Genomic DNA, 22148 nt, shown 5'->3' with positions numbered 1-22148 from the left:
TTATACGAAGTGTAAATCAGGATTTATTTCAGTAAACCAAGTATAAACATCTTCGCGGCTGAGCGTAAACAAATTACCGGTTTGTACACTCTGTACACGCTCTGGTATTACGGTTTAGCAAGCTCAAGTGTGTGCATTTGTGGTGTACATAATTTAAGTAAGTACGGCTGAGCTGCTATTTTAATTTCTGCAAAATCATTTTGCTCAACATATGGAACAGACGGCAACGTTTTTCGACACTTGGTATAACAGTACGACAAAGCTCGTCAATGACTGGCGCGAGGCAGCTGAAAAGCTAAGCGGTGAGCAAAAAAATATGTGGGATGAAACCGAGAAAATGCAGCAGAACTGGATGCATTCCTTTCAATCCATGCTGCAGAATATGCACCTGCCATTCATGGGAGGCGCAAGCGGTGCCAACCCATTTGCGCACACCGGTATGCAGGATGCCTTTTTCAGCATGCTGAAAAGCACCGATGTGTATACCCGCCTATTTCAGCTCTGGCAGCCCGTATTGCAGGCCATGCAAAACAACAGCTTTCAGAGCCAGGACTTCTGGAAACTCATTGATCAGCAAGGGTTCAAAACATTTGTAGACAAGCTCTTTGGCTTTGATGCCGTTACGCCGGTGCGCACCTTCATGGACCAGTCGACCCAGATGATGAAGCTGTGGATGAACTCGGCTACCGAGGCCGGGAAAAACTTCGGGCCGATGTTCGGCAACGGGCTGCCCTTCTTCGGCGCCCTGACGCAGCTGAACCCTCAGTCGCTGACGCAGTGGTATATGCAAATGGCCCAAACCGCCCAGCGGAGCCTGGCGCCTTTCTGGGGCTCTACCAACACGGGCCAGATGCCTTCCATGCAGTCGGCAGTGGGCATGATGGAGCAGTGGGGCAACTACATGACTAAGCTGAACCAGCTGCAAACCATGCTGTACAAGCACAGCGTTTCGGCCTGGGAGAAAGTCATGCAAACCATGGCTGACCGCGCCAAGGAAGGAAATGTGCCTACTGATTTTAATCAGTTTTATAACGAATGGTCGGCTATTAATGAGGCAGAATTTGTAACGCTGTTTAATACAGACGAGTATGCGGCCTTGCAGGGCGAATTAATTAAGCTCAACTCTGAAATGAACCAGGCCTACGAAAAACAAATGGAAGTTTTTCTGCAGCCCTATCCGGTGGTGTTACGCTCGCAGTTAGACGAGGTATATAAGGTAAACCATGAGCTTCGGGGTAGAATAAATAGCTTGGAAAAGCTGGTCAGTGAATTTCAGAATACTCAACTTAATAAGCCGGAAAATCAGGCTCAGCAAACCCCAGTAGAAATAAAAACGCCTAACGCGGAAGAAAATAAGCCCGGCAGAAAGGAGAATAAGTAAATGGATTTCCTGTCTCCGCAACGAGTACTGGAAGAGTTTGCTGCTACCACCACGAAGCTGGCCAAAGGCTTTGACGCGCTTAAGCAATTAGATGAGGTAGCGGTGGGGGTAGCGCCCAAGCAAGCCGTCTGGAAAAAGGACAAGGTGCAGTTGCTGCAGTACGTGCGCGAAACGCCTGCTACCGCCCGCACGCCCATCCTGATTGTGTACGCGCTGGTAAACCGGCACGACATGATGGATATTCAGGCCGACCGCAGCTTCATCCGCAACCTGCAGGCCGCCGGACTGGACTTGTACCTCATCGATTGGGGCTACCCCACGCCGGAGGACCGGTACTTCACCATGGACGAGTACATCAACGGCTACCTCGACGATGCCGTGAATGTTATTCGGGCCCGGACGGGGCAGCCGGCTATTACCCTGATGGGTATTTGCCAGGGCGGCACCTTCAGCGTTATTTACTCGGCCCTGCACCCGCAGAAGGTCAAGAACCTGGTGACGCTGGTAACGCCCATTGACTTTGCTACCCCCCGCGACCTGCTCTCGAAGTGGGCCCAGCACCTGGACGTGGATGCCCTAGTGGATGCCCACGGCAACGTGCCCGGCGAGCTGCTCAACGCCGGTTTTGCCTTGCTCAAGCCCCTGCTCAAAACCACCAAGTACGTTTCCATTCTCAATGCCGTGGACAAGCCGGAGCAACTGCTCAACTTTCTGCGCATGGAGCAGTGGATTGCCGACAGCCCCAGCCAGGCGGGGGAGTGTTTTCGGCAGTTTGTCAAGGAGCTATACCAGCAGAATAGGCTCATCAAAGGCACCCTAGAGTTGGGTGGTCGCACCGTGCGGCTGGCCGATATCACCATGCCTCTGCTCAACATTTATGCGCAGGAAGACCATTTGGTGCCCCCGGAGGCCTCTATTCCCCTCAACGACCTAGTAGGCAGCCTCGACAAGAGCCTGACCCGGTTTGCGGGCGGGCATATCGGGGTGTTTGTGGGCTCTCGGTCCCAAAAAGAATTAGCGCCTGGCATCGCGCACTGGCTACACGAAAGAGATACCTGATGTTTGATTTCATCCATGCATGGAAATCGTTCTGGCACCCCGCCAGCGAACCAGCCGCCCGAATGCCACTCACCGAAAACGACCCCGGTGAACAGATTCCCTACCCATACCCTGTAAAGAAGGTGCGGCTGCCCCAGCCAGAACTGGAAATTGCCTACATCGAGGAAGGTCCGCAGGATGCTGAGGTGCTGGTACTCGTTCATGGCATGGGCGGCGGCATTCCTACCTGGCGGAAGAACATAGAAGTGCTGAAAAAGCAGTTCCGCTGCATCGCCCTCGATTTGCCCGGGCACGGCTACTCCTCCAAAGGCGACTTCGCCTACACGATATCGTTCTACACCGACGTGGTGCTGGGCTTTATCAACGCGTTGGGGGTAGGGCCGGTCACGTTGGTCGGTCATTCCATGGGGGGCCAAACTGCTATTATGGCGGGCCTGCGGGAGCCGAACCTTATTCAAAAGCTGATTCTGGTGTCGCCGGCGGGTGTTGAGCCCTACACTTCGGTAGAAAAGCAGCTGCTGATCAATATGTCGGCCGGTGTGGTAGCAACGGGCAATGCCTTCACCAAAAACCGCCTCAACTTCCTGATTGGCTTCTGCAATAATGCCGAGCTGGCCGGCGACCTGGCCAAGCGGCTGGCCTTCTTCAAGGAAGATGCCGCAATGTTTAGCCGGGCCTTGCAGCGCTCAGTAGAAGGCATGCTGCTGGAATCCCTGAACCACTCCCTGACGGAAATCCGGCAGCCCTGCCTGCTGCTGGTGGGCAAAGAAGATAAGCTGAGCCCTTACCAATACCTGCGGGGCCAGGAGTATTACCAGATAGTAGAGCGTGAAGCCACCAAGATACCGCGTGGGCAGGTGGTAGTAGTGCCGCAGTGCGGGCACTTTGTGCAGTACCAATGCCCGGACGTCTTTAACACGGAAGTGCTGGAGTATTTGAAGGAAAAGAAAGCCGCGTAAAGAAATCTAACGAGCCCATCTCATGAGAAATCCCACTGGAAGAGTTGCCTTAATTACGGGAAGTACGGGAGGCATCGGAACGGCGCTGTGCAAGAAACTATGTGAGGAAGGCTTCCGGGTAGTCGGAAATTTTCGCTGCTGGGAGAAGGCGCAGGCCATGCAAAGCACCTTGCAGGAAGTAGGCTGTGAGGTAGATATGCGCCAGGGTGACGTAGCCGACTTTGATTCGGTGGGCCGCATGGTGCAGGCGGTGGAAAGCGAAATTGGCCCCATCGATATCCTCATTAACAATGCGGGTATTGCGAAAGACGTGCGCTTCACCAAGATGGAAAAAGCAGACTGGGACGACGTGATGAACACCAACCTCAACGGGGTGTTCAACTGCACCCGCCACGTCATCAATGGGATGATAGAACGCCGATACGGCCGCATTATCAATATCTCGTCTATCAATGGGCAGAAGGGCCAGTTTGGGCAAACCAACTACTCGGCCGCTAAAGCAGGTATCCACGGCTTCACTAAATCCCTGGCCCTGGAGGTAGCCAAGTACGGCGTCACGGTGAATACTATTTCGCCGGGCTACATTGAGACGGAAATGGTCATGGCCGTGCCGGAAAACATCCGGGAGCAGATTGTAGCGCAGATTCCGGTAGGCCGGATGGGCTACATTGAGGAGGTAGCCGATGCCGTTTCTTATCTGGTTTCCGAGAAATCCGGGTTTATTACGGGCTCGAATCTGAGCATAAACGGCGGCCAGCACATGTACTAGGCTCCGGTTACATAAGCGTACGCATAGCCAAAAAGCCACAACTGAGTTAATCGGTTGTGGCTTTTTGACTTGGCAAGCAACGCAGGCAACACGCTGTTTCACAGGTGCTCCACTGCTAGCAGTGGCTTCAATGACAAGATTTTATGAGCGTTTTAAGCTAACCTGCCCCGACAGTACGTAGTTGTAGTTGTGTTTGAAACAGGGTTCGGTACGTGGTGCGGGCTTTTCAACTTTCTACTTCTATGTCGACATTTCCTTCTCCCGATAACGAGGGCGAAAAGCCGGAGCCGCGCCCCGAGGACGGCACGCGCCGTTCCTTCATGAAACAGGCCGGCGGCATCCTGGGGCTGGCCCTGGCGCCGCCCTTCGTCAGCCAGGCCGAGCGCCTGGCGGCCTACTCCAAAACGGTGGAGGGCGTCACGACCATGCAGCTGAAAGTAAACGGCGCCGTGCGTACGTTTCAGGCTGAGCCCCGGGTAAGCCTGCTCGACGCCCTGCGCGAGTATCTCGACCTAACCGGCACCAAAAAAGGCTGCGACCATGGTCAGTGCGGCGCCTGCACCGTGCACGTAGATGGCCGCCGCATCACGAGCTGCCTGACCCTGGCCGTGATGAACCAGGGCAAGGAAATCACCACCATTGAGGGCTTGGCGAAAGGGGAGGAGCTACACCCCATGCAAGAAGCCTTTATTAAGCACGACGGCTTCCAGTGCGGCTACTGTACGCCCGGCCAGATTATGTCGGCGGTGGCGTGTGTGCGTGAGGGCCACGCCGGCTCCGATGCCGAAATTCGGGAGTACATGAGCGGCAACCTGTGCCGCTGCGGGGCCTACCCCAACATTGTAGCCGCCGTGCGCGAGGTGCAGCAAAAAGGAGGAAAAGTCTAGATGAACAACTTCAGCTACACCCAGGCCGGTTCGGCCAAGGAAGCCACTGGCATCCGCAAAGACAAGCCCCAGGCCGCCTACATTGCCGGCGGTACTACCCTGCTCGACTTGATGAAGGCCAACCTGGAGGAACACCCGCTGCTGGTTGACATCAACGTGCTACCCTTCAAAGGCCTTGAGCAAACCAAAGACGGATTGCGTATCGGGGCCCTGGAGCGCATGAGCGACGTAGGCGAAAACGCGCTGGTGAAGCAGCAGTTTCCGGCCATTTCCGAGTCGCTGCTACTGGCCGCCTCGCCCCAACTGCGCAACATGGCCAGCATTGGGGGCAACATTCTGCAGCGCACCCGCTGCGGCTACTTCCGCGACGCCGCATTTCCCTGCAACAAGCGCGTGCCCGGCTCCGGCTGCCCCGCCCAGCAGGGCGACAATCACAACCTGGCTATTCTGGGCGTGAGCGAAGCCTGCATTGCCACCAGCTACCCCGGCGACTTGTCGGTGGCCCTGGCCGCGTTTGATGCCGTGCTGACCCTGGAAAATGCCAAAGGCAAGCAGCGCCGTGTGCCCATCACAGAGTTTTATTTGCTGCCCGGCAAAACCCCGCACATTGAAACCGTGCTGGAGCCCGGCGAGCTAATCGTGTCTATTCTGGTACCCGCGGGAGCCTACACCCAGCGCTCTACCTACCTGAAAGTGCGCGAGCGGAGCAGCTACGCTTACGCCCTGACCTCGGCCGCCGTGGGCCTTGACGTGCAAGGTGGCTCCATTCGCTCAGCGCGTGTGGCCCTGGGTGGGGTAGGGGCCCAGCCCTGGCGTTCCCGCGAGGCCGAGCAGATTCTGACCGGTGCCCCCGCCACCGAAGCCACCTTCCGGGCGGCGGCGGCGGCGGCTCTGCGCGGAGCCCAGCCCCGGGAGCACAACCGCTTCAAGGTAGAGCTGGCCCAGAACACGCTGGTGCAGGCCTTGCAGAAAGTGGCAGGGTAGGGTGCCTTTTGAATAGGTAGGCGCCTGCTTCCAAGCGCAGTGGTTGCCTACCCCCAACTTCCTGCTGAACCCCGTGCCCGCGAGGCCGGAGCAGGCAGTTGTTCTCTTCGCTTTACGTCTAGACTTCCTCATGGATACCGAACCCGCATTCTTTGAAACCAACCCCAAGGCCGGCTCCGTGGGCCAGCCGCTGGACCGGGTCGATGGCCGGGCCAAAGTGACCGGGCAGGCCCGCTACTCGGCCGAGTTCAACAGCCTGCCCGGCTTAGTGCACGCGGTGCTGAAAACCAGCGAGGTAGCTAAAGGCCGCATTCAGAGTATTGATACCAGCCTGGCCCTGAAGGAGCCGGGGGTGGTAGCCATTCTTACCCACCAGAACCTGCCCCAACTGGCCAAAACGCCCAATAGTCCCGAGGGCAAAAAGGCCATTGGCGCCCCCATGGGTTTCCTACCCCTCACCACCGACCAAGTGCACTACGCCGGGCAGCCGGTAGCCATTGTGCTGGCTAACACCCTAGAACGAGCCCAACACGCGGCTGCCCTGGTGCGCGTGAGTATTGCCGCTGAAAAGCCCTTGGCTTCCTACGCCGACCCGCGCGCCGAACTGTTCGATCCGCAGAAGGTGCAGGATGGCAAAACTGAAGGCCATACGGTGCGCGGCAACCCCAAGGCGGCCTTCGCGGCGGCACCGGTGCAGCTCACCCACACCTACGAGCACGCCATCAACCACCACAACCCCATGGAGCCGGGCTCCACTACGGCCCACTGGGAAGCCCCGGACCGGGTAACGGTGTACGAATCGACGCAGGGAGTGACGCGCACGCAGAAGGCCCTGAGTGCCATGCTGGGCCTGCCTACTGAACAGGTGCGCGTAGTTACGAAGTACCTCGGCGGTGGCTTTGGCTGCAAGGGCTCTACTTGGCCCCACACCGTGCTGACGGTGCAGGCAGCTAAGGCGGTCGGTCGGCCCGTGAAGCTGGCCCTCACGCGCCCGCAGATGTTCACCAGCATGGGCCACCGTGAAGATCAGACCCAGACTCTGAAAGTGGGGGCAACCAAAGACGGTAAGCTCCTGGCCCTCCTCCACGAGAAAACCTCTACTACCTCGCCCTGGGACAACTACGCGGAACCCAACAGCCGGATTATCAATCTGCTCTACAATTGCCCCACGTTTGAATCAACGTACCAGCTGGCCCGCGCCGACGTGATGACCTCCACGTTTATGCGCGCCCCCGGCGAGGCGCCCGGCTCATTCGCCATCGAGTGCTCCTTAGATGATTTGGCCTACCAGTTAGGTATTGATCCTCTGGAAATCAGGCTCCGCAACTACGCTGAGAAGGACCCCAGCAACGGCAAACCCTGGAGCAGTAAAAGCCTGAAGCAGTGCTATGCCCGCGGGGCCGAACTGTTCGGCTGGAGCAAGCGCAACCCCCAGGCCGGCGCCACCCGCGACGGCCGCCTGTTGGTAGGCTGGGGCATGGCCACCGCTTCCTACCCCGTGCATAACAACCAAGGCACCGCCCGCGTGCGCCTCTACGCCGATGGGCACGCCGTGGTGCAAACCGGCGCCACCGACCTGGGCACTGGCACCTACACCGTCATGACCCAGGTAGCCGCCGATGCGCTGTGGCTTACTCCTGACAAAATCCGCTTTGAGCTGGGCGACACCAAGCTGCCTACCGCCCCCAACTCGGGCGGCTCGGTGGCAGCGGGTACGGTATCGTCGTCTATCTACATGGCGGCCCAAGATGTGTGGCAAAAGCTTATCAAGCTGGCTACCCAGGATAAGAAGTCGCCGCTGTACCGGGCCAAAGCGGCTGATGTAGTAGTAGAAAACGGCCGCATGGTGCTCAAGGCCAACAAAGCCAAGGGCGAAGACTTTGCGACCCTGATGAAGCGCAACGAAACCACCGACATTGAGGGCACCGGCAACGGTAAGTACGGCGCCGGCTACGAATCGGGCCTGGCCGCCGGCCCCGCCGACTCGGGCCACCAGGACGACATGGCTGGCCACTCCATGCACTCCTTTGGCGTGCACTTCTGCGAGGTGAAAGTGGACCCCGACCTGGGCACCGTGCGCGTTTCGCGCTGGGTGAGCGTGCACGCCGCTGGCCGCATCCTCAACGCCAAAACCGCCCGCTCCCAGATTATCGGGGGTAGCATTTTCGGTATTGGCAACGCTCTGATGGAAGGCACCTTCCGCGACCCGAACTTCGCGCGCTACACCAACTCCAACCTCGCCGACTACCACGTACCCGTCTGCGCCGACATACCGGACATGACCGTGGAGTTCATTGAGGAACACGACCCTTATATCAACGCCATGGGCGTGAAAGGCATTGGCGAAATTTCAATGGTAGGCGTGTCGGCGGCCGTGGCCAATGCCGTATTCCATGCCACTGGTAAGCGCATTCGCAGCCTGCCCATCACGCCGGATAAAGTTCTGGAAACGAAAAGGGTGCAAGCCTAAGCTGGCCAGCCCCAAGCAACAAAGCGCCCGTTCCCAGACCTGGGAACGGGCGCTTTGTTGAAAAGCAGTAGTATCTAATATGGCTACCAGTTAGAACGCCTGCGACACGGCGCGGTAGGCATTCACGCGGCCGTAGCCGTAGTAGGGGTCACGGCCGGGCTTGCCCAGGTCGTCGGCCGAGGCGCGCAGGGCGGCTCGTACCTGCGTGGGGTCCATCTGGCCTCCGTTCTTGCCCACGATTAGCGCGGCTACGCCCGCGGCGTGCGGTCCGGCCATGCTCGTACCCGCCGACCAGGTGTAGCGGCCCTGGCTGCTGCAGCTAAACACCATATCGAAGGCGTAGGTGTACTGGCGCACACCGGCTACGGTGCTGATGTCGTTGCCGGGGTAGGTAGCGTCGCCGCCCGGGGCGGCGAAGGTCACGTCGGAGGTGCCGTAGTTAGTGTAGGAAGCCACCCGGTCCAGATTAACACCCAGCGGGTTCAGCGCCCAACCCTCGGGGCCGGTAGCCGAAATCGAAATAACGTTGGTCGCGCCCGACGGAATGTGCACCAGGTCCTGGTCGCGCTGGCCGTTGTTGGCATCATTACCCGCGGAGGCAATAACCGTTACCCCCTGTTTGGTGGCGTAGGTAGTGGCTTTGTTGATGGCTACCAGCAACTCCTGAATTTCCTTGGTTTCGTTAACCCACTTATCATCGGAGGTATTCTCCGGCGTGCCGTTGTCGTCGCGGAACTTGCTGTTGCGCGGAATAGCAGCGCCCAGGCTCATGTTAATGACATCGGCCTTCTGGGACACGGCGTAGTAAATGCCCTGAATCATCCAGGAAAACGAGCCCGAGCCGCCGTCGGCCAGCACTTTCACCAGCAGCAGCTTGGCGTCGGGGGCTACCCCAATCACGCCAATGTTGTTGTCGACGGCGGCAATGGTGCCGGCCGTGTGGGTGCCGTGGCTGAAGCCCGCGCCCACAAACTGAGCCTTCTCGGTGGGCACAAATGAGGCCGCGCCCACAATATTCGCCTTCAGGTCGGGGTGGGTTAAATCAAAACCGCCATCCAATACGGCTACCAGCGCACCCTGGCCCCGGGCCCCGGTGTTCCAGGCTTCCGGAGCCTGAATAGCGGTGTGCCCCCACTGCAGCGGGAAGTACCGGTCGTTGTCGCCGCTGCTGGCGGGGTTGGTGTTATCGGCCTCTGCTACAGCTTCCGTCTCGCGCGAGGTAGGCGTATAGCCTTGATAGGAGAAATCGTGAATTACGGAGCGTACGCCGCTGATGCGCGCTGCTTTAGCGGCAAAGTTGGGGTCAGTGGAGGTAGCCAGGGCCAGGCCAGCACCCGGCAATTCCTGCGTGATAGTGCCATTGGCAGCCTGCGTTTGACTGGCCAGGTTAGCAGGCAATTCGTCCGTTGCGGAAAGGATGATGTAATTCTGACCCCGGCGTACTACGGCATCATTGGTAGCGGTGGCCTGGCTGCTGAGGCTGCTGGCGGCCGGTTCAGCCACTTTAATATCTTCTTTGGCGCAGCCAGCTAACAAAACCAGACCCAGGCTCATGAGTGAAAATGAGCGAAGCGTAAAGGATGATTTTAACATGCAGTAGAAGTTTAATGAGTGTCTAAGTTGCACAGAGGTAAGTAGAATGTTTGCACTGAAAAGAGAATAAATAAAATTTTACACATAGAATATGGACTATTTTAGATGCGTAAACTCCGCTTGGACTTTGTGGTTGTATGTACACCTCGTTCCGCGGGAGCTTTCCGGGTAGTAGCTACTAAAACGGCTACCCTTCAACTTACCCGGCTCCTGTCCCGTATTTTCTCTGCCCGCATACCTTCGGGTAGGCTGGATATTTCTCGCATTTGCATTCTGCACCTCGCGGCGGCTTGTCCGAAGCAGCAGGTGGCCCTCTTAACTTATGACCGAACTTCAGCGCCTCTTGCGTGCCTATGACGAACACCGCGCCGCCGGGCGGGCCTGTGCTCTGGCCTCGGTGGTGGATGTGGCCGGCTCGGCCTACCGCCGACCCGGCGCCCGTATGCTGGTAACCGACGAAGGACAACTCACCGGCGCAATCAGCGGCGGCTGCCTGGAGGGCGATGCTCGCCAGCGGGCCCGCCGTACCATTCAGCAAGGCCGCCCCACAGTCGTCACCTACGACTCTACCGACCCTGATGACGACCTACAGTTTGGGGCCGCGCTGGGCTGCCAGGGCATCGTGCAGATTCTACTGGAACCGCTTGATTTCCAAAATTCTGATAACCCCGTGGAGTTGCTGCGCCGCTGGGCCGAGGGGGTAGAGAAACCCGCTGTAGTAGCCACAGTGTTTGGGGTGGCTGGTTCAAGCTCCGAAGTGGGGGTAGGGCAGCGCCTGCTGCTCACGCACGACCATACCGCTCAAGGCACTCTGCCGGAACAGGCGGCGCTGTACCCGCAGATTCTGGCCGATGCCCGTGCTGCCCTGGCCGCCGGACAGCCGGCCACCCGCCACTACCCGGTGCAGGCCGGCACGGTGCGGGTAAGTCTGGAAATTCTGCGGCCCCCGGTGCGCCTCACGGTGTACGGAGCGGGCAACGATGTGCAACCCCTGGTGCGGCTGGCTGCGGGCCTGGGCTGGCGCGTGCAGGTAGTAGATGGCCGCCCAGCTCAGGCGCAGTCCAGCCGCTTTCCGGAGGCTGACGTGGTGCGGGTGCTACCCCTGGCTCAGGTGGAAACCGAGCCATACGACGGCAGCTTCGCCCTGCTGATGACCCACAACTATTACTACGACCTGGCCGTGCTGCGTCATTTGCTGCCCGATGCCAGCACCACCTACATTGGGCTGCTAGGACCACGCAAGAAGTACGAGCGGCTGCTCGACGACCTGCGCCAGCAGACGCCCGATGTCGCCGAGCAACTGCAGGGCCGCATTCATAGCCCCGTGGGCTTAAATCTGGGAGCTGAAACCCCCGAGGAAATAGCCCTGTCTGTTATAGCCGAAATTCAGGCGGTGCTTACGGGCCGCCCGGCTGGGTTCCTGCGCGACTCTCCGCATCCCATTCATCCGCCCCTGCGCGCCGACGGGCCATTGGTGGCCGATGGCCGCGTAGATGCCGTGTGCGGCTTGTAGCTTCCGCAGATGCACGCCGTTCTTTTGCTTGCTGCCGGGGCTTCCACCCGACTTGGGCGTCCTAAGCAACTCCTGCGGTATCAGGGCCAAACTCTGCTGCGCCGGGCGGCAGAAACGGCCGTAGCAGTGGCGGCGGGCAGCCCGGTAGTCGTCGTGACGGGTGCTCAGCACGAGGCGTTGCTGCCCGAGTTAGTTGGCTTGCCAGTGGTGGCCGCGCATTGCGCCGCGTGGCAACTGGGGATGGGAGCGTCGTTGAAATGTGGCTTGGCAATGCTAGATACCCTAGTGCCTTCCCCAACCAGCATCATCGTGCTGCTCTGCGACCAGCCCCACGTAACCCCGGCTTTGCTTCGGGAGTTCGTTGCAACACAGGCGGCAACTCGTCAGCCAATCGTTGCCTCTGCATACGGGGGCGTGCAAGGAGTGCCCGTACTTTTTGGGGCCGAGGCCGTGCCCTTGCTGCGCCAGTTACCCGAGGCCGCCGGGGCTGCTCAACTCTTGAAACGCCACCCGGAGCTAGTGGCCACCGTACCCTTTCCGGCCGGAGCCGTTGATGTGGATACGCCAGAGCAGTATCAGGCCTTGCTGGCCAGCAGCAAGTAGGAGCCGAGAGGGAAACGTAGAGGTAAACTGGGGCTGGCAACCGCAACCATAAAATCCCGTTATCTTGGCCGGTACCACACTCTGCCCTCCTTACGTATGAGCACTACCCCGGCCCCCACGGCGGACCCCTCCCTCGATACCATTCCCAAGGACGACAAGCGCATCACCCGCGGCTGGACGTTCTACGACTGGGCCAACTCGGTGTATCCACTGGTTATTACCAGCTCTATCTTTCCAATTTATTGGTCTAGTGTCGTTAAGGAAGTGACCCATACCGACAGCGGTAAAACGCCAGTTGATTTCCTGGGCTTTAGCATTCCCGGCACTTCGCTGCAAAACTATTCGGTATCGGCTGCCTTCCTGATTATTGCTCTCATCAGCCCGCTGCTCACGTCCCTGGCTGATTACTCTGGCCGTAAAAAGCTGTTTTTGCAAATTTTCTGCTACCTCGGGGCCGCGGCTTGTGCCGGTCTGTACTTTTTTGAGGCCAGCACTTTTACCCTGGGCGTCTTCACTTTTATTCTGGCCACCATCGGGTTTTCAGGCTCCATTGTCTTTTACAACTCCTACTTGCCGGTTATTTCCTCAGAAGAAAAGTTTGACTCCCTGTCGGCGCGTGGCTTCTCTATGGGCTACATCGGGTCTGTGCTACTCTTGATTATCTGCCTGGCCCTGATTCAGGGACCGGAGCTGCTGGGTGGACCTAAGGGCGTAGCTATGTTCGGTCTGAGCGTAGGGGAAGCCACCCGCCTAAGTTTCCTGCTAACCGGCATTTGGTGGGCTGGCTTTGCACAGATTCCGTTCTTCACCCTTCCCGCTGATCCTGGGCGGCCGGCCGGAGCGGCTACTGAATCCGGCTGGTTATTGAACGGCTTCCGGGAACTGGCAAAAGTCTGGAATGAACTCAAGGCCCAACCAAACTTAAAACGGTTTCTGCTGGCCTATTTCACCTATAATATGGGCGTACAAACCGTGATGTACGTGGCTACCCTGTTCGGTGATGAAGAGTTACACCTGGAAACGTCGGCCCTGATTTTTACCATTCTGTTGCTGCAACTGGTTGGTATCCTAGGGGCTTATCTTTTCTCTAAGCTTTCGGAACGCATTGGCAACACGCGGGCCTTAAGCTGGGCCGTCTTTATCTGGATGCTGATTTGCATAGCTGGCTACTTTGTGCAAGCTGGCTGGTCGTTCTATGCGCTGGCTGCCGTTATTGGCCTCACAATGGGAGCCGTGCAAAGCCTTTCCCGCTCGACCTATTCCAAAATTATTCCGGAGAATACGCCTAATCCTGCCGCGTACTTCAGCTTTTTCGATGTAACTGAAAAGGTAGGAATTGTAATTGGGCTAGTAGTATTCGGGGGCATTTCTCAGATGATGGATGGCAACATGCGCTACAGTATTCTGGCCCTCATTGTATTCTTCATCCTGGGCCTGCTTTTCCTGCTAACTCTGCGCGGCAAAAAGCTACGCGACGCCTCAACTACGGGAGCTGCACCGCTAGGTCCGCCGCCTGCTACTCCCAACGTGGGCATGCCGGCCTCGGCCCGGTAGCTACCTGCCCATCAGAGCCAAGAAACCCTCGCCGGATAATCTGGTGAGGGTTTTCTTTTGCTCAAGACCTTAACTATTCAAAGGCGTAGCGGTTACTGTGGCGCACGTTTTCTTACTTTCTAGCTCAACCAACATGACCGACACCCAGCCTACCCTGCAAGCAGCGCTAAGCCAGGAGCTCCAACAAGAACTGAAGCTAACCCGCCGGCTGCTGGAGCGCATTCCTACGGAGCAGTTTGCTTGGCAGCCTCATCCTAAGTCTATGAAGCTGGGCACGCTGGCTTCGCACATAGCCAACTTGGTGGGTTTCCTGGAAATGTCGTTGCAAGGCCCGGCCACCGACCTCCTGACGGTAACCATGCCCGATTCGCCAACTACCACAGACGAAGTGCTGCGCCGCTTCGACGTGAATGGAGAGAATATTCATAAAGCCCTGGGCCAGGTAGACGATGCTACATTCTATGGTTCCTGGTCGTTGCAGCGGGGCGAGCAGGTGCTGATGAGCATGCCCCGCGCGGCTGTAGCCCGCGTGATGGTGCTCAATCACCTGATTCATCACCGCGGCCAGCTCTCGGTGTATCTGCGCTTGCTGGATATTCCCGTTCCCGCTATCTACGGCGGCTCCGCCGACGAAGCTCCGCAGCGGTAGCCAGCTGTAAAGCAAACCCAAAAAAGCCCGTTTTCCAGCGTCAGGAAAACGGGCTTTTCGTTTTGTTTAGCGCTACTTTTATTTTCCGCCGAAAACTTGCTCGCCCGCAATCCAGGTTTGCTGCACTTTGGCTCCGCGCAGCTTTTCCTTGGGTGCTTGCAGCAAGTCGGTGTCGAGGATGACAAAATCGGCAGCCATGCCGGGGCGGATGCTACCCTTCTGCTTTTCCTCGAAGGCGGCGTGGGCGGCCCAGGTGGTCATGCCCCGCAGGGCATCTTCGCGGCTCAGGGCGTTTTCCATTTGGAAGCCCTGGGCGGGGTAGTTCTTGGCATCCTGGCGGGCTACGGCGCTGTGAAAGCCGAAGAGAGGATTAATGTCTTCCACCGGAAAATCGGAGCCCAGCGCTACCTGCCCGTATTGCTTGCGCAGGTCGTTGAAAGCGTAGGCGGTTTTGAGGCGCTCAGCACCCAGTCGCTCCCCGGCCCAGTACATATCGGAGGTAGCGTGAGTGGGCTGCACCGAGGGCACAATGCCGTACTGCCCAAACTTGGCTACATCTTCTTGGCTTACTACCTGCGCATGCTCGATGCGCCAGCGCCGGTCCTTCTGGCCTTGCAACGCCTCACCGTAAATATCCAGCAGCAGGCGGTTGCTGGAGTCCCCAATGGCGTGGGTGTTCATTTGAAACTTGCTGGCCGCCAGCTCTTTTGCCAGCTTGCGGAAATCGGCTACGGAGGAAAGCAGAAAGCCCGTTTCCTTCGGCCGGTCGGAGTACGGATGGATCAGGCAGGCCCCGCGGGAGCCCAGGGCTCCGTCGGCGTACACCTTAAAGGAGCACACCGTGAGCCTGTCTTTGAATACGGGGCCGTTTTTGAGGTAGTAGTCCTTGTTTTCCTTAGTGGGCGCGAGCATGGTGTAGAGGCGCACCTTCAGCTTTCCTTGCTGTTGCAGGGCATCAATGCGGTCTACGTTGGCTTTTTCCAGGCCGGCATCGGCCATGCTGGTAAGACCCACGGCCACACAGCGTTTCTGGGCATCCAGCAGGGCCACTTCGGCCTCCGCGGCCGTAGGCTCCGGAATCTTGCCCGACACCAGGCGCACGGCATTATCTACCAGCAACCCCGTGAGCTTGCCCGTGGCATCTTTCGTGATGGTACCGCCGCTGATGGGCGTGCGGGCCGTAACGCCGGCCAGGTCCAAGGCTTTCTGGTTGACGAGGGCCGCATGCCCATCGACCCGCGTGATGAAAACCGGCGTGTTCGGGAACAGGGCGTCCAGGGTATCCTTGGTCGGGAACTGCTTGCCGGGCCAGTCGTTTTGGTCCCAGCCGCGGCCCGTGAGCCAGGCCGCCTGGGGGTACTGCTGGCGCTGCTGCTGCAGTTTTTGCACTACCTCTTTCCAGGAGCCGGTACCTACTAAGTCAGCGTCGCGCAGGCCCAGGGCGTACCGGTAGAAGTGGCAGTGGGCATCATAAAAACCGGGGTAGATAAATTGACCTTTCGCGTCTACCTCCTGCTCGGCCTGAAACTTTCCGCGCAGCTCGTCCGCCGTGCCTACCCCCACAAACTTGCCATCCTTCACGGCAAACGCCTGAGCCTTGCTGAAGGCCGAATCGACGGTGTATACGGTGGCATTGTACACCAGCACATCGGCGGCCTGGCGGGAGGTAGTCTGGCAGGCCGTGAAGCCCCCAAGCAGCAGGGGCAATGCCAGCAACGGGCGGAAACGTAAGGTCATATATTGGGGAGTGGTTGTGGTGAGGCAGAGCCGGGGTTAGTCCGCCGCAGGCTGCAAGTTGAGGCAGAATTTCTAATGTTGGGCAGTCAGCAGAGCGCGTACACAGAATGTCCTGCTGAGTTTGTTTCATGCAGCATCTTTACCACCGCGTGTAGTCACTAGCCCAGGAGTAAGTTCTAAGCTATGGCGCGGTTCTCGTTGCTACCCTCGGGGAGTAGCCAAAAGGTGGAATGCTCGACAAGCGCAGCAGGAGGCGTATAGCCACCGGGGTGTGCACAAAAGAAAAGCCCCAATGCCCGAAGCAGGCATTGGGGCTTCTCGGAGAGTAGCGAAACCGCTTACTCGAAGCGCATGTGCTTCACCGATTCGCCGGAGTTTTTCAGCTCCAGCAAGGACTCGATGCCAATTTGCAGGTGCGAGTTCACGAAATCGGCGGTTACTTTTTTGTCGCTTTCCGAGGTTTTCACGCCTTCGGGCGTCATGGGGTTGTCGGATACCAGCAGCAGGGCGCCGTGTGGTATTTCGTTCACGAAGCCCACGGTGAAGATGGTAGCCGTTTCCATATCCACGGCCATGGCCCGGATCTGACGCAGGTACTCCTTGAAATTCTCGTCGTGCTCCCACACGCGGCGGTTGGTGGTGTACACCGTGCCGGTCCAGTAGTCTTTCTCGTGCTTCTTGATCATGGAAGACACGGCGCGCTGCAGGCGGAAGGACGGCAGGGCCGGAATTTCGGCGGGCAGGTAGTCATCCGACGTACCCTCGCCGCGAATAGCCGCGATGGGCAGAATCAGGTCGCCGAGTTTGGTTTTGTTTTTCAGGCCTCCGCATTTGCCCAGAAACAGCGCCGCTTTGGGCTTAACAGCCGAGAGCAGGTCCATGACAGTGGCCGCCATGGGGGAGCCCATACCAAAGTTGATAATGGTGATGCCGTTGGCCGTAGCGGTTTGCATGGGCTTATCTAGGCCGCGTACCTGCACGCCGAACTGCTCGGCAAACATATGCACGTAGTTGATAAAGTTGGTCAGCAGAATGTACTGGCCAAACTCATCCAGGGGTACGCCAGTGTAGCGGGGCAGCCAGTTCTCAACAATGTCGGATTTGGTCTTCATAGGGTATGGTAAATATGTGTTGCGTCAGGTGGGCTGCGCTGGTGGTGGCAGCAGCAGAAGGGCCGTTGCCGACTACGCACAGCCGGAAAATTGGGGTACAAAAAAACCGTCGGAACCCGCAAAAAGGGGTGCGACGGTACGGGGCGAAAAGCGGGAGTGAAAACCCAGGGCCGTACCTTTGGAGGTGATGCAAGAGTTGAACCTGCCGCCTTTCGAGTACAAAGTTACAAAATCCAGCGAAAATTTGCTAATCTGGGACGTTCTGCGCCGCCGCAACGTGGTGCTCACGCCCGAGGAATGGGTGCGCCAGCACGTAGTACATTACCTGATTAACCACCGGGGCTACCCCAAGGGCCTGCTGAGCCTGGAGCGAGGCCACCGCTACAACCAACGCCAAAAGCGCACCGACCTAGTGGCACTGGACGCTACCGGCAAACCCTTGCTGCTGGTAGAGTGCAAAGCCCCTTCCGTGCCCATTACCGCGGCTGTGGCGCTCCAGGCCGCCACCTATAACCAAACGATTGGCGCCCCGCTGCTACTGCTCTCCAATGGCCTCAGCCACTTTTGCTGGCGGGTAAACTTCGAAGCGCGCACCAACGAGCGGCTGCTGGAAGTGCCGATGTATGGGGAGGTAGTGAATGAGTGAGAGAAGGAGCTGAAGCGTCATGGACAGGAGACTCGTCAGTTCATTCTTCCTCTGCCTTGTGACAAATTTAAAGAACAGCCCAGCCCTTACTGCCAGCACAGGCGGCAAGGGCTGGGCTGTTTTCAGGGCGCGCCTTGTGCCCTCTTCATAACACGTTACCTCGCTGGGTTCTTGTACAAGCTGTTGTCAGCCAGGCCGTTTAGGAAGAACTGCACGCAGGCTTTCAGCTCGTCGCCGTACTGCTGCAGCTTTTGGGGGTTCGGGCTGGCTAAGGGGGTAGGGGGAAGCTGATGGTTTTGGTAGGGGTAGAGGCGGACCCGATTATCTACCGTTAGCTCCGTCACGAAATCAGCGTGAACCAGAAAATAGCTGCCCCCACTCAGGAACAGGGCGCGGCCAGTGGTGGTGGAATCAAATGCGGAGTAGCCGAAGGGAAGCAAATGGCCCTGCGCCGGCACACCGAGGTAGTCTAGCACGGTGGCTGGTATGTCGGCGTGCTGGGTGATGCGCTGAACATTGGCCGCCGGCAGTTTCCGGCCAGGGTGGAAGAGCAGCAGCGGGGTTTTGTAGCTGCCAAGCGTATTCTGATAGTCGGGCCGCAGGGTTTGGGAAGTGTGGTCGGCGAGCAGGATAAACAGCGTGTTGCGGTACCAGGGCTGTTTGGCAGCCGTCCTGAAGAACTGACGAAGCGCGAAATCAGTGTAGCGAATGGAGGCGTGAATGGGCAGCTGACCCGGCGCGAAACGGCTTTTGTACTGGGCTGGCACCGGAAAAGGCTCGTGGGAGGTAAGCGTGAACACCGTTGAGAAAAACGGTTGCGGCTGCCGGCTGAGCTGTTGGGCAAAATACTGGAGGTAGGGCTCATCGAAAATGCCCCAGTGGCCGTCGTAGTCGGGGCTTTGGGCGCCGCCGGGGTACTCCTGTAGGCCGTAGTACTGCTGCATGCCCGTAATGCCCGCAAACGTGTTGAAGCCCATGGTGCCGTTCTGGGCTCCATGAAACACGGAGGTAGCGTAGCCGTGGCGCCCCAGTATCTCACCCAGGCCATGCAGCTCATCGGTCTGGAAATTAGAGGTGATAAACGGACTCTCCATCAGGGAGGGCAACCCGGCCAGTACCGCCGGCAGGGCTTCAATGGAGCGGCGTCCGTTAGCGTAGTGCTGGCGGAAAAACAGCCCCTGCGTAGCCAGAGAATCGAAGAAGGGCGTGTAGCCTTGCCCCCCGTTCTCGATGCCGTTATACTCCGACGCGAAACTTTCTACCAGCAACACCACCACATTCTCAGGCCGCGTAGTAGCTCGGGCGGGCGGCTGGTGCGCAGCCAGGGCCGCCTGCAATGCCGCAGGGGTGGCAAAGTACAGGCGGCGCTCTGGCGGCTGGTAGCCCAGACTTTTCAGGAAAGTAAACGTGCTGTTCAGGGTGACGTGGCCCAGGATAGGCGGGGTCTGCACAAAGGCATGGCCCGTGCGCAGAGGCTTCAGCTGAAGGCCGCCCCGAATGCCTAGCACCGTCAGCCCGGCCACAAGCACAAATTCCAACCCCGGCCGCAGCCACCGGCGCGGGGTAGGCGGCTGGGGTTGGGCCGGGGCTTCAGGCCGGGGCATGGGGTAGCAGTACCACAGCAGCCCGAACAACAGCACAAAGGGAATCAGTAGAAACCAGTAGTGTCCGGCAAGTTGGCCCGCTTGGCGTTGGATGTCGCCGGTAATGGTAAACAGCTCGTTGCTGGTGCGGCGCCCGATAAACTTAAAATACTGCGTGTCAATCAGGTTCAGGGCAATGCCGGTTGCATTGAGGGTCAGGTACACGCCGCGCACAAGGCCTTGCCAGCCGCGTTCCGCCGACGGCACCACCGAGAGCAGCACAAACGGCAGATTCAGCAGCAGCAAACCGGCTATGTCAAACCGCAGGCCGTACACGAATGACCACACTGCCTGCCCCGTAGTAGATTCCTGAAATACGGCGTAGTTGGCCCAGTAAAAGCCCAGCCGCAGTATCGTGTACAGACCAAGCAGCAGAGCAAACCGCCGCAGAAGCAGGCGTAGAAACAGAGAAGGCATAAAAGGCACTAAACGAAGAGCAAAGGAACGCGAGAGAAACCTCATTCCTCTTGATTCAACATTCTACGGAGCCCCGTGCAGGCAGCTGCCCAGTAAGTAATGTCATCCTAAGCGGGAGCAAAGAGCCTTGGCCGGGTTGGTGGGGTAGTGAAAGCCGCCCTCGGCAAAGGTCCTTTGCTGTACCTCAGAACAACACTACCCGCTGAGTGCAGCCCGCAGGATGCTTCCCGCTGTTCTCAAAAGCAACGGGAAATTCCGGGCAGTTCTCCGCGACTAGAGAGGCTTCAGGCGCACCTGCTGCCCATCCGGCAGGTTCTTGATTTGCTGGTAAAAATCGGCCAGCCAAGCTAGGCGCGCGGTGGCTGCCACGGGCTTGGCGGCTGGCTTGTTCTTGCTGCTGGTAGCAATGCACACGGGCGGGTGCAGGCTCAGCAGCTGCTCCGGCTTCAGGACGCCGCCGCCCTGCTGAAACGTGCGGAGGGGCTCCATACCCAAGGCATCCAGCGGAAACTTCTCGGCCCCGAACAGGAAATGCTTAAAATCGACCTCCAAGTCAGCCAGCTCGCCGGTTTCCGTGTCCAGGAACAGCACGGCGTCGCCGCGAAGCAGAAACTGGTTGCCCACGCAGTCCTGGGCGAAGGGGATGTCGGTTTCCTGCACTTCGTCGTAGGTGCGCCAGAAGGCCAGCTCACCCTGCCAGGCGTCGGCCAGCGAATGCCAGGCAGGCTCCTCTACGCAGCCCCGGATATGCAGCCCGCCAAAGTAAGCGACTACCCCATTTTGCTCCCGCAGAAAGGTTTGAAGGTAGGAGGGAAGGCGGGCAAAGCTCACGAGGTCCGTCAGCTCGCCGCCAGTATATAAGATGCCTCTCATTGCTAGTGGCACGAAGCTCCAGCTTCGCGTATCATTGGGCGTTGGTAGTTGACCGGAGCGTAAGCCGGCCGTTCATCGAGGCGCGAAGCTGGAGCTTCGCGCTACAGAAAAAGCCTTTCCGACCAGCCGGCCGGAAAGGCTTTCCTACGTATTTCGGATAGATTACCGTTTTAGGCAACGGCTACTTCCATCACCGACTCCACCGTTTCCAGGGGTAGGCCCCAGGCTTCGGCTACGCCTTTGTAGACTACTTTGCCATTCACCACGTTCAGGCCGAGGCGCAAGGCCTCGTCGCGGCGGCAGGCTTCCTGCCAGCCCAGGTTCGCCAGCTTCACGGCGTAGGGCAGGGTAGCGTTGGTGAGGGCCAGGGTAGAGGTGTACGGCACGGCGCCCGGCATGTTGGCCACGCAGTAGTGCACAATATCGTCGATGATGAAGGTAGGGTCTTCGTGGGTGGTGGGCTTGCAGGTTTCGATGCAGCCCCCCTGGTCCACGGCCACGTCCACGAGCACGGTGCCGGGCTTCATGGTCTTGAGCATCTCGCGGGTGATGAGGTGCGGAGCCTTCGCCCCGGGAATCAGCACGGCGCCCACAATCAGGTCGGCGGTTTTGATGGCTTCGCGGATGTTGTACTCGTTGGAGTACTGGGTTACCACGTTCTTGGGCATGATGTCGTCCAGCTCGCGCAGACGGGTCAGGCTGATGTCCATGATGGTTACGCGGGCGCCCAGGCCAGCGGCAATTTTAGCCGCCTGGGTTCCTACGATGCCACCACCCAGCACCAGCACTTCAGCCGGCTTCACACCGGGTACGCCGCCCAGCAGAATGCCCCGGCCTTTCAGGGGCTTCTCCAGGTACTTAGCACCTTCCTGCGGGGCCATGCGGCCGGCTACCTCGCTCATGGGGATGAGCAGGGGTAGGGCGCGGGTAGGCAGCTCCACCGTTTCGTACGCCAGGCACACGGCCTTGCGCTCAACCATGGCGTGGGTCAGCTCCTCGCTCGAAGCGAAGTGGAAGTAAGTGAACAGCAGCTGGTTTTCCTTGATGAGCGGGTACTCCTGCGCAATCGGCTCCTTTACCTTCACAATCATTTCAGCCTTGCCATATACCTCCTCAATGGTAGGCAGAATGGTAGCACCGGCTTGCTCGTACTCGGCGTCGGCGAAGCCGCTGCCATTACCGGCGGTGGCTTGCACGAACACTTGGTGACCATGCTTGCGGAATTCAGCTACGCCCGCAGGGGTCAGGCCCACGCGGTTTTCGTTGTTCTTAATTTCTTTCGGTACGCCGATAATCATG

At 58.7% G+C, this 22148-nt stretch carries 18 protein-coding genes; 12 read left to right on the top strand and 6 right to left on the bottom strand.

Annotated elements, in window-relative coordinates; all coding sequences use genetic code 11:
- The first annotated feature begins 211 nt into the window (after positions 1-211).
- The 7 genes from K3G63_RS07475 to K3G63_RS07445 all read left to right on the top strand — a co-directional run bounded on the left by K3G63_RS07475 (position 212) and on the right by K3G63_RS07445 (position 8509).
- Positions 212-1381: a poly(R)-hydroxyalkanoic acid synthase subunit PhaE gene (locus K3G63_RS07475; protein WP_220613425.1), complete on the top strand. Its 1170-nt coding sequence runs from the start codon at positions 212-214 to the stop codon at positions 1379-1381.
- Positions 1382-2440, top strand: a complete 1059-nt coding sequence (gene phaC / locus K3G63_RS07470; RefSeq protein WP_220613424.1) for a class III poly(R)-hydroxyalkanoic acid synthase subunit PhaC — start codon at positions 1382-1384, stop codon at positions 2438-2440.
- A 62-nt stretch (positions 2441-2502) separates the two neighbouring features.
- Positions 2503-3399 (top strand): alpha/beta fold hydrolase, encoded by an 897-nt coding sequence (locus tag K3G63_RS07465; protein WP_220613423.1) that lies wholly within the window; start codon positions 2503-2505, stop codon positions 3397-3399.
- Between the two features lie 22 nt (positions 3400-3421).
- Positions 3422-4168, top strand: a complete 747-nt coding sequence (phbB, locus tag K3G63_RS07460) for an acetoacetyl-CoA reductase (protein ID WP_220613422.1) — start codon at positions 3422-3424, stop codon at positions 4166-4168.
- A gap of 242 nt (positions 4169-4410) precedes the next feature.
- Entirely contained in the window at positions 4411-5055 is a 645-nt protein-coding gene (locus tag K3G63_RS07455; protein ID WP_110977375.1) for a (2Fe-2S)-binding protein, read from the top strand.
- The gene (locus K3G63_RS07450; protein ID WP_220613421.1) at positions 5056-6039 is read left to right on the top strand and encodes a xanthine dehydrogenase family protein subunit M; all 984 of its coding nucleotides are present in this window, start codon (positions 5056-5058) and stop codon (positions 6037-6039) included. It abuts the gene before it with no gap.
- A gap of 130 nt (positions 6040-6169) precedes the next feature.
- Positions 6170-8509: a xanthine dehydrogenase family protein molybdopterin-binding subunit gene (locus tag K3G63_RS07445; protein WP_220613420.1), complete on the top strand. Its 2340-nt coding sequence runs from the start codon at positions 6170-6172 to the stop codon at positions 8507-8509.
- A gap of 90 nt (positions 8510-8599) precedes the next feature.
- Here K3G63_RS07445 and K3G63_RS07440 read toward each other — a convergent pair whose 3' ends face one another.
- Positions 8600-10102, bottom strand: a complete 1503-nt coding sequence (locus K3G63_RS07440) for a S8 family serine peptidase (protein WP_220613419.1) — start codon at positions 10100-10102, stop codon at positions 8600-8602.
- Positions 10103-10424: 322 nt separating this feature from the next.
- On the opposite strand from K3G63_RS07440, the gene K3G63_RS07435 reads away from it, so the two are divergent.
- The 4 genes from K3G63_RS07435 to K3G63_RS07420 all read left to right on the top strand — a co-directional run bounded on the left by K3G63_RS07435 (position 10425) and on the right by K3G63_RS07420 (position 14421).
- A complete protein-coding gene (locus tag K3G63_RS07435) occupies positions 10425-11615 on the top strand; it encodes an XdhC family protein (RefSeq protein ID WP_220613418.1) in 1191 nt (396 codons plus the stop codon).
- Between the two features lie 9 nt (positions 11616-11624).
- Positions 11625-12218 carry an NTP transferase domain-containing protein gene (locus K3G63_RS07430; protein WP_220613417.1) on the top strand — a complete coding sequence of 198 codons (594 nt, stop codon included), beginning with the start codon at positions 11625-11627 and terminating at the stop codon, positions 12216-12218.
- Between the two features lie 96 nt (positions 12219-12314).
- Positions 12315-13772, top strand: a complete 1458-nt coding sequence (locus tag K3G63_RS07425) for an MFS transporter (RefSeq protein WP_220613416.1) — start codon at positions 12315-12317, stop codon at positions 13770-13772.
- Positions 13773-13905: 133 nt separating this feature from the next.
- Positions 13906-14421 (top strand): DinB family protein, encoded by a 516-nt coding sequence (locus K3G63_RS07420; RefSeq protein WP_220613415.1) that lies wholly within the window; start codon positions 13906-13908, stop codon positions 14419-14421.
- A 78-nt stretch (positions 14422-14499) separates the two neighbouring features.
- Here K3G63_RS07420 and K3G63_RS07415 read toward each other — a convergent pair whose 3' ends face one another.
- Together K3G63_RS07415 and K3G63_RS07410 are read right to left on the bottom strand one after the other, a co-directional pair.
- Complete coding sequence (locus K3G63_RS07415; RefSeq protein WP_220613414.1) at positions 14500-16158, bottom strand: amidohydrolase; 1659 nt, start codon at positions 16156-16158, stop codon at positions 14500-14502.
- Positions 16159-16496: 338 nt separating this feature from the next.
- Entirely contained in the window at positions 16497-17270 is a 774-nt protein-coding gene (locus tag K3G63_RS07410; RefSeq protein ID WP_220613413.1) for an AMP nucleosidase, read from the bottom strand.
- 187 nt (positions 17271-17457) lie between these two features.
- Here K3G63_RS07410 and K3G63_RS07405 point away from each other — a divergent pair, with 187 nt between their 5' ends.
- Positions 17458-17916 (top strand): type I restriction enzyme HsdR N-terminal domain-containing protein, encoded by a 459-nt coding sequence (locus tag K3G63_RS07405; protein ID WP_220613412.1) that lies wholly within the window; start codon positions 17458-17460, stop codon positions 17914-17916.
- 155 nt (positions 17917-18071) lie between these two features.
- Here K3G63_RS07405 and K3G63_RS07400 read toward each other — a convergent pair whose 3' ends face one another.
- The 3 genes from K3G63_RS07400 to ald form a co-directional block, all read right to left on the bottom strand.
- A complete protein-coding gene (locus K3G63_RS07400) occupies positions 18072-19976 on the bottom strand; it encodes an LTA synthase family protein (protein WP_220613411.1) in 1905 nt (634 codons plus the stop codon).
- Positions 19977-20249: 273 nt separating this feature from the next.
- Positions 20250-20849: an SMI1/KNR4 family protein gene (locus K3G63_RS07395; protein WP_220613410.1), complete on the bottom strand. Its 600-nt coding sequence runs from the start codon at positions 20847-20849 to the stop codon at positions 20250-20252.
- A gap of 170 nt (positions 20850-21019) precedes the next feature.
- Positions 21020-22147 carry an alanine dehydrogenase gene (ald, locus tag K3G63_RS07390; RefSeq protein WP_220613911.1) on the bottom strand — a complete coding sequence of 376 codons (1128 nt, stop codon included), beginning with the start codon at positions 22145-22147 and terminating at the stop codon, positions 21020-21022.
- Position 22148 lies beyond the last annotated feature (1 nt).

This window comes from Hymenobacter sp. HSC-4F20, from assembly GCF_019599275.1.
Classification (GTDB): domain Bacteria; phylum Bacteroidota; class Bacteroidia; order Cytophagales; family Hymenobacteraceae; genus Hymenobacter.
This window is presented reverse-complemented; position numbering and strand designations above follow the sequence as displayed.

What these genes read in the sequence shown, in the direction of transcription:
- phbB (WP_220613422.1), top strand. Translation starts at nt 3,422, where the DNA reads ATGAGAAATCCCACTGGAAGAGTTGCCTTAATTACGGGAAGTACGGGA.
- K3G63_RS07435 (WP_220613418.1), top strand. Translation starts at nt 10,425, where the DNA reads ATGACCGAACTTCAGCGCCTCTTGCGTGCCTATGACGAACACCGCGCC.
- K3G63_RS07425 (WP_220613416.1), top strand. Translation starts at nt 12,315, where the DNA reads ATGAGCACTACCCCGGCCCCCACGGCGGACCCCTCCCTCGATACCATT.
- ald (WP_220613911.1), bottom strand. Translation starts at nt 22,147, where the DNA reads ATGATTATCGGCGTACCGAAAGAAATTAAGAACAACGAAAACCGCGTG.
- phaC (WP_220613424.1), top strand. Translation starts at nt 1,382, where the DNA reads ATGGATTTCCTGTCTCCGCAACGAGTACTGGAAGAGTTTGCTGCTACC.
- K3G63_RS07465 (WP_220613423.1), top strand. Translation starts at nt 2,503, where the DNA reads ATGCCACTCACCGAAAACGACCCCGGTGAACAGATTCCCTACCCATAC.
- K3G63_RS07405 (WP_220613412.1), top strand. Translation starts at nt 17,458, where the DNA reads ATGCAAGAGTTGAACCTGCCGCCTTTCGAGTACAAAGTTACAAAATCC.
- K3G63_RS07415 (WP_220613414.1), bottom strand. Translation starts at nt 16,158, where the DNA reads ATGACCTTACGTTTCCGCCCGTTGCTGGCATTGCCCCTGCTGCTTGGG.
- K3G63_RS07475 (WP_220613425.1), top strand. Translation starts at nt 212, where the DNA reads ATGGAACAGACGGCAACGTTTTTCGACACTTGGTATAACAGTACGACA.
- K3G63_RS07400 (WP_220613411.1), bottom strand. Translation starts at nt 19,976, where the DNA reads ATGCCTTCTCTGTTTCTACGCCTGCTTCTGCGGCGGTTTGCTCTGCTG.
- K3G63_RS07440 (WP_220613419.1), bottom strand. Translation starts at nt 10,102, where the DNA reads ATGTTAAAATCATCCTTTACGCTTCGCTCATTTTCACTCATGAGCCTG.
- K3G63_RS07430 (WP_220613417.1), top strand. Translation starts at nt 11,625, where the DNA reads ATGCACGCCGTTCTTTTGCTTGCTGCCGGGGCTTCCACCCGACTTGGG.
- K3G63_RS07450 (WP_220613421.1), top strand. Translation starts at nt 5,056, where the DNA reads ATGAACAACTTCAGCTACACCCAGGCCGGTTCGGCCAAGGAAGCCACT.
- K3G63_RS07420 (WP_220613415.1), top strand. Translation starts at nt 13,906, where the DNA reads ATGACCGACACCCAGCCTACCCTGCAAGCAGCGCTAAGCCAGGAGCTC.
- K3G63_RS07395 (WP_220613410.1), bottom strand. Translation starts at nt 20,849, where the DNA reads ATGAGAGGCATCTTATATACTGGCGGCGAGCTGACGGACCTCGTGAGC.
- K3G63_RS07410 (WP_220613413.1), bottom strand. Translation starts at nt 17,270, where the DNA reads ATGAAGACCAAATCCGACATTGTTGAGAACTGGCTGCCCCGCTACACT.
- K3G63_RS07445 (WP_220613420.1), top strand. Translation starts at nt 6,170, where the DNA reads ATGGATACCGAACCCGCATTCTTTGAAACCAACCCCAAGGCCGGCTCC.
- K3G63_RS07455 (WP_110977375.1), top strand. Translation starts at nt 4,411, where the DNA reads ATGTCGACATTTCCTTCTCCCGATAACGAGGGCGAAAAGCCGGAGCCG.